Raw genomic sequence first — 6,129 nt, forward strand, 5'->3', positions numbered from 1 at the left:
GGGGGTGGCGGTGCCCCACCGGCGTGAAGCTGGCCGGCATGGTCACGTCCAGGGTCTCGCTGGTGATGCGCTCGGCCATCGCGGCGCTCTTCACCGCCTGCAGGCGATCGCTCAGCAGGCTCTGCACCTGCTCCTTGAGCACGTTGGCCCGCTGACCGACCACCGGACGCTCATCGCCGGGCAGCTTGCCCATCGCTCCGAGCACCCCCGAGAGCCGACCCTTCTTGCCCAGCAGGCCCACCCGCAGCTCCTCGAGGGCTGCGGCGTCCGCGGCGGCGGCGATCTCTTGGGCAGCCTGGGCCTCCAGCTGATCGAGTTGATCGGTGAGCTGCTGCAGGCTGACGGTGGCGCTCAAGGATCGACTTCAACGAGCGCCGACTTTAGGTAGACGCCTGTTTCAGGCCCCTTAGCCTCAGGCCAGGCGTGAGGGCACTGTGCGGATCCTGATCAGTAATGACGATGGCGTCTTCGCTGATGGCATCCGTGCCCTGGCGGCTGAAGCCCTGCGGCGCGGTCATCAGGTCACGGTGGTCTGCCCCGATCAGGAGCGCTCCGCTACGGGCCATGGCCTGACCCTGCAAACCCCCCTGCGGGCCGAGCGTGCCGACGAGCTCTTTGTCGAGGGCGTCACCGCCTGGGCCTGCAGCGGCACCCCCAGCGATTGCGTCAAGTTGGGCCTCTTTGCCCTGTTTGAGGAGTGGCCTGACATGGTCCTCTCGGGCATCAACCATGGCCCCAATCTGGGCACCGACACCCTGTATTCCGGCACGGTCAGTGCGGCGATGGAGGGAACCATCGAAGGCCTGCCCGCCCTGGCGGTGAGCTGCGCCGATTACAAGTGGCGCGACTTTCAGGCGTCGGCGCGCATTGCTCTGGATGTGGCCGAGCAGAGCCGCCGCGAGGACTGGGACAAGGGCATGCTCCTCAACCTGAATGTCCCGGCCCTGCCGCTGGAGTCCATCGGGCAACTGCGCTGGTGCAGAAAGGCCGTTCGCCGCTACACCGACCAATTCGTCAAGCGCGCTGACCCCCGCGGCCGCACCTACTTCTGGTTGGCCGGTGAGGTCGCCAATGACCTCGAGGCCGAAGTCGCCGGTCCCAAGGAGTGGCCCATCGATGTGGCCCATGTGGCCGCCGGAGGTGTCTCGCTGACCCCACTGCAGCCGGAATTGTTCTGGCGCGGAGACCTCTCAGCTCTCAAGCCGCCTCACTTCGAGCGGTAGATCCGCTGCAGGAACCAGAGCGAGAAGATCAGACCGATGGTGTGGGCGAAGAGCACCTGGGTGTTGCTCAGCACCGAGAGCATCTCAATGGAGGTGATCGGGTAGCCCACAAGGCTGCGGGCGCTGGTGCCCCCCACCGGAGAGCCAAAGAATCCCGGGGCCTGCAGCGAGGCCTGGACAAACAGGCTGCCGGCCAGGGACTGATAGCCCACGGAGGCAAAGACCAGACCGAGCAGATCCGCCAGCAGGCCGCGTTTGATCAGCTTTCCGGCTTCGCTGCGGCTGGGCTTCGCGCCGCTGCCTAAGGCCCGCCCGAGCCGCACAATCAACCAGCCCTGCCAGAGGCTGTAGAGCAGCACAAAGAAGGACAGGGTCGTCAGGGAGAGGCCCGGTCCTAGACCCAGGGCCCGCTCGGAATTGCGGGCCAGGCTGCCGCCGATGTTGTTGAAGAGCAGCACCCCCACTACCACGATCCCCAGGGCGGTTTGGGTCCAGAAGCGGATCCAGGCCATCCGCCTCAGCCCTAGGGAGAGCAGCTGAAAGTCGAGGCGATCGGCCATGGGACGTGGGGGGATGCCCAAACCTGCCATGGGAGAATGCCTCTGGCGAGGCCTCGAGCGCTTTTGGTTGTGATTGCAGCGCTCGAGCCAGGGCAGGCGAAGGGGCCGACGGCGGTGGCCCTGGGCAGCTTTGACGGTCTGCACCCGGGGCATCGCAGCGTGATCGCGGCCGTCACCGAACGCGCCGCCCAACGGCATCTGGTGCCGACGGTGGTCAGCTTCTGGCCGCACCCCCGGGAGGTGCTCTTCGCTGAGGCGCGCCTGCGGCTGGATTTGCCCAGCGAGAAATTGGCCCTGCTGGAGCCCCTGGGGATCGAGCAGTTGGTGCTGGTGCCCTTCACCCGCGATCTGGCGGCCCTCTCCCCCGAGGCCTTCGTGCAGCAGGTGCTGCACGAGCAGCTCCAGGCCGGCCTGGTGGTGGTGGGCGCCAACTTCCGCTTTGGCGCAGGCCGCAGCGGCACTACCACAACCCTTCAGCAGCTCGGCGCTGAACGGGGCATCGAGGTTCAGATCCAACCCCTGCTGGCCGAGGGGGAGGAGCAATTCAGCAGCAGTCGCATCCGACGTGCCCTGGCGGCAGGAGATCTGCAGGAGGCCACCCGGCTGCTGGGCCGTCCCTATCGCTTTGGCGGCACCGTGGTCAGCGGCCGCGGCCTAGGACGTCAGCTGGGTTGGCCCACGGCCAACCTCCAGGTAGATGGCCGCAAGTTTTTGCCCCTCGAGGGGGTCTATGCCGCTTGGGCCTGGCTCGGTGAGGAACGGCTGGCGGCGGTGATGAACCTGGGCCCGCAGCCCACGGTCGATCCCACGGCCCCTTCGGCCGTTGAGGTTCATCTGCTCGGCCGAACGCTCGATCTCAACGGCAGGGAGCTGTTGGTGGAGCCGGTGCAGCTGCTGCGCAGCCAGCAGCGCTTCGAGAACCTCGAGGCCCTGGTGCAGCAGATCCAGCGCGATGCCGAGAGCGCCACGGCGCTGTTGGAGTCAGCTGCCGGGGTAGGCGTTGGTTAGGCCCCAGCCGATGAAGGCGGCGATCGCCCCCAGCAGCAGAATCCCTGAGATCAGCACCACCATTGGGCTGTCGGATTCGCCCTGGGCCATCGCCATTCCTTTTGGTTTGCGCCACAAACCTAAGCAGAGAGTCCTGCCCGTGCAGACGCCATGACCACACCTGAACAGCCGGCTGCGGTGTTGCGTTTGCTGGACGCCAACCTGGACCGCGCCCGTGAAGGCTTGCGGGTGATCGAGGACTGGTGTCGCTTTGGCCTGGATCGGGCGGATCTGGTGGCCCGCAGCAAGGACATGCGCCAACGCCTGGGCCGCTTGCATGACGAGCGCTACAAGCGGGCCCGCGACGCGGCGGGCGATGTGGCGACGGGCATGGCGCATCCCGCCCAGCGGGAGCGGGAGCAACCCCAGGCCGTGGTGGCGGCGAACTGCGGCCGGGTGCAGGAAGCCCTGCGGGTTCTGGAGGAATTCGGCCGCGGCGTGGATGATCGCCTGGCTGAGGAGGCCGCGGCGGTTCGCTATGCCCTCTATGACCTGGAGGTGGATGTGATGTGCGCCAGTGCCGGCGGGCAGGAGCGGCGGGAGCGACTGCGGGCGGCGCGGCTCTATTTGGTGACCAGTCCCTCGCCCCGGCTGGAGGCCGTGGTGGAGGCGGCCCTGGAGGGCGGCGTTCGCCTGGTTCAGTACCGCGCCAAGGACGGAAGCCTGGGTCCCGATGGCCAGCCGATCACTGATGCCGTGCGCCTGCAGCAGGCCCAGGCGCTGCGGCAGCTCTGCAGTCGCCATGGGGCCCTGTTCCTGGTGAACGACCGCATCGACATCGCCCTGGCGGTGGATGCCGATGGCGTGCATCTGGGCCAGGGGGATCTGCCGCCGGCCCTGGCGCGGCAGCTGCTGGGGCCGGAGAAGTTGATTGGCCGCAGCACCCATGCCCTGGCGCAGCTTCAGCAGGCCATGCGCGATGGCTGTGATTACGTCGGCGTTGGACCGGTGAACGCCACGCCGACCAAGCCCGGCCGTGAACCGGTGGGATTGGATTACGTCCGCCAGGCCGCTGCGGAGAGCGCGATTCCCTTCTTTGCGATCGGCGGCATTGAGAAGGAGAACCTCCCTTCGGTGCTGGCCACCGGTGCCACCCAGGTGGCCGTCGTGCGGGCGATCACCGAGGCGGCCGATCCCGCCCAGGCCGCCCGCGAGCTGTTGGAGGTCCTGGGGGAATGATTGAGATTCGGGTCAACGGCGAAACCACCAGCTGCCCGGAGGGCTTGAACCTGGTGCAGATGCTGGAGCACCTGGGCTATCGCCCCCAACTGGTGGTGGTGGAGTTCAACGGCGAGATCCTGCCTCGCGCCCGCTGGGCTGAGCAGCTGGTTCGGGAAGCCGATGGTCTGGAGGTGGTCACCATCGTCGGCGGAGGTTCTTAGATTCCATCGAGCTAGAGCTCTGCCGTGGCCGCTTCACGTCCCTCCTCGCTCGTGCGACGGCTGCTCAGTGGCTTGATGGTTCCGGCCCTGGTGCTCACACTCCTGCTGGCCCTGCCCCAGGCCAGCCAGGCGGCTAGTGGCGGACGCATCGGCGGCGGCAGCTTCCGCTCCGCCCCCATGCCACGGAGTTATGGCGGAGGCGGTTATCGCGGCGGCGGCTACCAGCGCGGCTATGGCGGCGGCTTCGGCTTCCCCTTCGTGGTTCCCTTCTTCTTTGGTGGTGGCGGCCTGTTTGGCTTCCTGATCCTGATGGCCGTGGTGGGTCTTCTGGTGAACGCGGTGCGCGGCGGCGGTGGCGGCGGCTCCCTGCCGGCTGGCATGCAGGGCGGTGCTATCGATCGCGCGCCAAGCGATGGCCCTGTTTCGATCGCCCAACTGCAGGTCGGTCTGTTGGCTTCGGCGCGGGAGCTGCAGCAGGACCTGAGACAGCTCGCCGGCAGTGCCGACACCAGCACCAGCAGCGGCCTGCAGCGGGTCCTGCAGGACAGCACCTTGGCCTTGCTGCGCCAGCCGGATCTCTGGGTCTATGCCAACGCTGAGGTGGGGCAGGTTCCCTTCCAGGCTGCGGAATCCACCTTCAATCGCCTCTCGATGACCGAGCGCAGCAAGCTGCGCAGCGAGGTCACCAGCAACGTCTCGGGAACGGTTAGCGCCAATAGCGGTGGACCGGCCGGTGATGCCGATGCCGTCAGCGACTACATCGCCGTCACCCTGCTGGTGGCCAGCCGCAGCCGCCTGACCCTCAAGCCGGTGAATGGCTCCGAGGACTTGCGCGAGACCCTGCGCATCCTGGGTTCGGTTCCGTCCAGTCAACTGCTGGCTTTGGAAGTGATCTGGCAGCCGGAAGAGGCGGGTGATGTGCTGAGTGCTGATGAGCTGATTACGGCTTATCCGCAGCTGAAGCACCTCTGATTGGACTCTTCGGATTTCCTCAAGAATTGAGGAACTAAAGAATCTCTTCGGCTCTTGATCGCCAAAACCCGTTGTTAAGCAATGGGTTCAATTTGTAGGGTCTGAAGACTTCAATTTCAGACCGTGTCCACCCCGCGCCACACCGCCGAGACCTCCGCCATGAAGTGGCAGGCCAACGGTGAATTGGCCGGCGTGGATCTGCAGGCCCTGCTCAGCCGCCTGAACAAGGTGGAGAGCGAAGAGCGGGCCCGCGAGCTGGAGTGGCTGAGCCGCCACGAGGCGGTCTGAGGGCTAGCGCGGCGTTGCGCCGGGGCCAATCCTGAAGGCCAGCCGCAGATTCGGCCTGGGCCAGTTGCACCGCCTGGGGGTGCTCAGCACACTGCGGTGCACCGGGGTTGCGTGAATGGCTCGGCGATCGATGCAGTGGGTGAATACCCCCGTGTTGATGGAGGCCTTGGATCGCTACGAACAGGGGCGACTGCCCCGCTCGATGCGTCTCTGGGTGGAGGCGGTGCTGGAGATCGAGCGCCCGCTCAGTGCTCCGCTGCGGCCCCACTGCTGAGCAGGATCCGCAAGGCGGCCATGGCCGCGCCATAGCCGTTGTCGATGTTCACCACGCTCAGGCCCGGAGCGCAGCTGGCCAGCATTCCGTGCAGGGCCGCCTGGCCTCCAGCACTGACGCCGTAGCCAACGCTGACCGGCACTCCGATCACCGGTTGGGGCAGTAGGCCCGCCAAGACTGTGGGTAGGGCGCCTTCCATGCCGGCGCAGGCGATCAACACCCGGGCCTGGCGCAGCCGCTCCAGTTGATCCAGCAGCCGGTGCAGGCCCGCCACGCCCACATCCAGCACCAGTGCGCAGCTGATGCCATGCCATTGCAGGGCGAGCTGCGCCTCGGCGGCGACGGGGAGATCGCTGGTGCCGCCGCTGAGGATCAGGACCTCG

9 protein-coding genes and 1 pseudogene are annotated in these 6,129 nt (G+C 67.0%); 7 read left to right on the forward strand and 3 right to left on the reverse strand.

All coding sequences use genetic code 11. The features are described 5' to 3' along the window. A pseudogene (locus CB0205_RS0106225) lies at positions 1 to 355 on the reverse strand (phenylalanine--tRNA ligase subunit alpha); the annotation flags it as partial. Positions 356 to 434: 79 nt separating this feature from the next. Here CB0205_RS0106225 and surE point away from each other — a divergent pair. Continuing rightward, positions 435 to 1,223, forward strand: a complete 789-nt coding sequence (gene surE, locus CB0205_RS0106230) for a 5'/3'-nucleotidase SurE (RefSeq protein ID WP_010315560.1) — start codon at positions 435 to 437, stop codon at positions 1,221 to 1,223. On the opposite strand, the gene CB0205_RS0106235 is transcribed toward surE, so the two are convergent. Beyond that, the gene (locus tag CB0205_RS0106235; RefSeq protein ID WP_010315562.1) at positions 1,208 to 1,783 is read right to left on the reverse strand and encodes a DUF3611 family protein; all 576 of its coding nucleotides are present in this window, start codon (positions 1,781 to 1,783) and stop codon (positions 1,208 to 1,210) included. The two genes, surE and CB0205_RS0106235, sit on opposite strands and share 16 nt — an antisense overlap. 36 nt (positions 1,784 to 1,819) lie before the next feature. Between CB0205_RS0106235 and CB0205_RS0106240 the strand changes: the two genes are divergently transcribed. The 6 genes from CB0205_RS0106240 to CB0205_RS16295 all read left to right on the forward strand — a co-directional run bounded on the left by CB0205_RS0106240 (position 1,820) and on the right by CB0205_RS16295 (position 5,746). Then, a complete protein-coding gene (locus CB0205_RS0106240; RefSeq protein ID WP_029626163.1) occupies positions 1,820 to 2,791 on the forward strand; it encodes a bifunctional riboflavin kinase/FAD synthetase in 972 nt (323 codons plus the stop codon). Positions 2,792 to 2,941: 150 nt separating this feature from the next. Next, positions 2,942 to 4,009: a thiamine phosphate synthase gene (locus CB0205_RS0106250; RefSeq protein WP_010315568.1), complete on the forward strand. Its 1,068-nt coding sequence runs from the start codon at positions 2,942 to 2,944 to the stop codon at positions 4,007 to 4,009. Further along, positions 4,006 to 4,212 carry a sulfur carrier protein ThiS gene (thiS, locus tag CB0205_RS0106255; RefSeq protein WP_010315570.1) on the forward strand — a complete coding sequence of 69 codons (207 nt, stop codon included), beginning with the start codon at positions 4,006 to 4,008 and terminating at the stop codon, positions 4,210 to 4,212. Before CB0205_RS0106250 ends, thiS begins: the two co-directional genes overlap by 4 nt. Positions 4,213 to 4,287: 75 nt before the next feature. Then, positions 4,288 to 5,184, forward strand: coding sequence for a DUF1517 domain-containing protein (locus tag CB0205_RS0106260; RefSeq protein ID WP_050778440.1), 897 nt, complete (start codon positions 4,288 to 4,290; stop codon positions 5,182 to 5,184). 123 nt (positions 5,185 to 5,307) lie between these two features. Then, positions 5,308 to 5,472 carry a hypothetical protein gene (locus tag CB0205_RS15860; protein ID WP_010315575.1) on the forward strand — a complete coding sequence of 55 codons (165 nt, stop codon included), beginning with the start codon at positions 5,308 to 5,310 and terminating at the stop codon, positions 5,470 to 5,472. Between the two features lie 115 nt (positions 5,473 to 5,587). Then, positions 5,588 to 5,746 carry a hypothetical protein gene (locus CB0205_RS16295; RefSeq protein WP_198001908.1) on the forward strand — a complete coding sequence of 53 codons (159 nt, stop codon included), beginning with the start codon at positions 5,588 to 5,590 and terminating at the stop codon, positions 5,744 to 5,746. Here CB0205_RS16295 and larB read toward each other — a convergent pair. Beyond that, positions 5,718 to 6,129, reverse strand: a 412-nt coding sequence (gene larB, locus CB0205_RS0106275; protein WP_010315577.1) for a nickel pincer cofactor biosynthesis protein LarB, incomplete at its 5' end; no start/stop codon positions are given. The two genes, CB0205_RS16295 and larB, sit on opposite strands and share 29 nt — an antisense overlap.

The organism is Synechococcus sp. CB0205 (genome assembly GCF_000179255.1).
GTDB lineage: Bacteria > Cyanobacteriota > Cyanobacteriia > PCC-6307 > Cyanobiaceae > Vulcanococcus.

What these genes read in the sequence shown, in the direction of transcription:
- CB0205_RS0106260 (WP_050778440.1), top strand. Translation starts at nt 4,288, where the DNA reads ATGGTTCCGGCCCTGGTGCTCACACTCCTGCTGGCCCTGCCCCAGGCC.
- CB0205_RS0106235 (WP_010315562.1), bottom strand. Translation starts at nt 1,783, where the DNA reads ATGGCCGATCGCCTCGACTTTCAGCTGCTCTCCCTAGGGCTGAGGCGG.
- CB0205_RS0106240 (WP_029626163.1), top strand. Translation starts at nt 1,820, where the DNA reads ATGCCTCTGGCGAGGCCTCGAGCGCTTTTGGTTGTGATTGCAGCGCTC.
- thiS (WP_010315570.1), top strand. Translation starts at nt 4,006, where the DNA reads ATGATTGAGATTCGGGTCAACGGCGAAACCACCAGCTGCCCGGAGGGC.
- CB0205_RS16295 (WP_198001908.1), top strand. Translation starts at nt 5,588, where the DNA reads ATGGCTCGGCGATCGATGCAGTGGGTGAATACCCCCGTGTTGATGGAG.
- CB0205_RS0106250 (WP_010315568.1), top strand. Translation starts at nt 2,942, where the DNA reads ATGACCACACCTGAACAGCCGGCTGCGGTGTTGCGTTTGCTGGACGCC.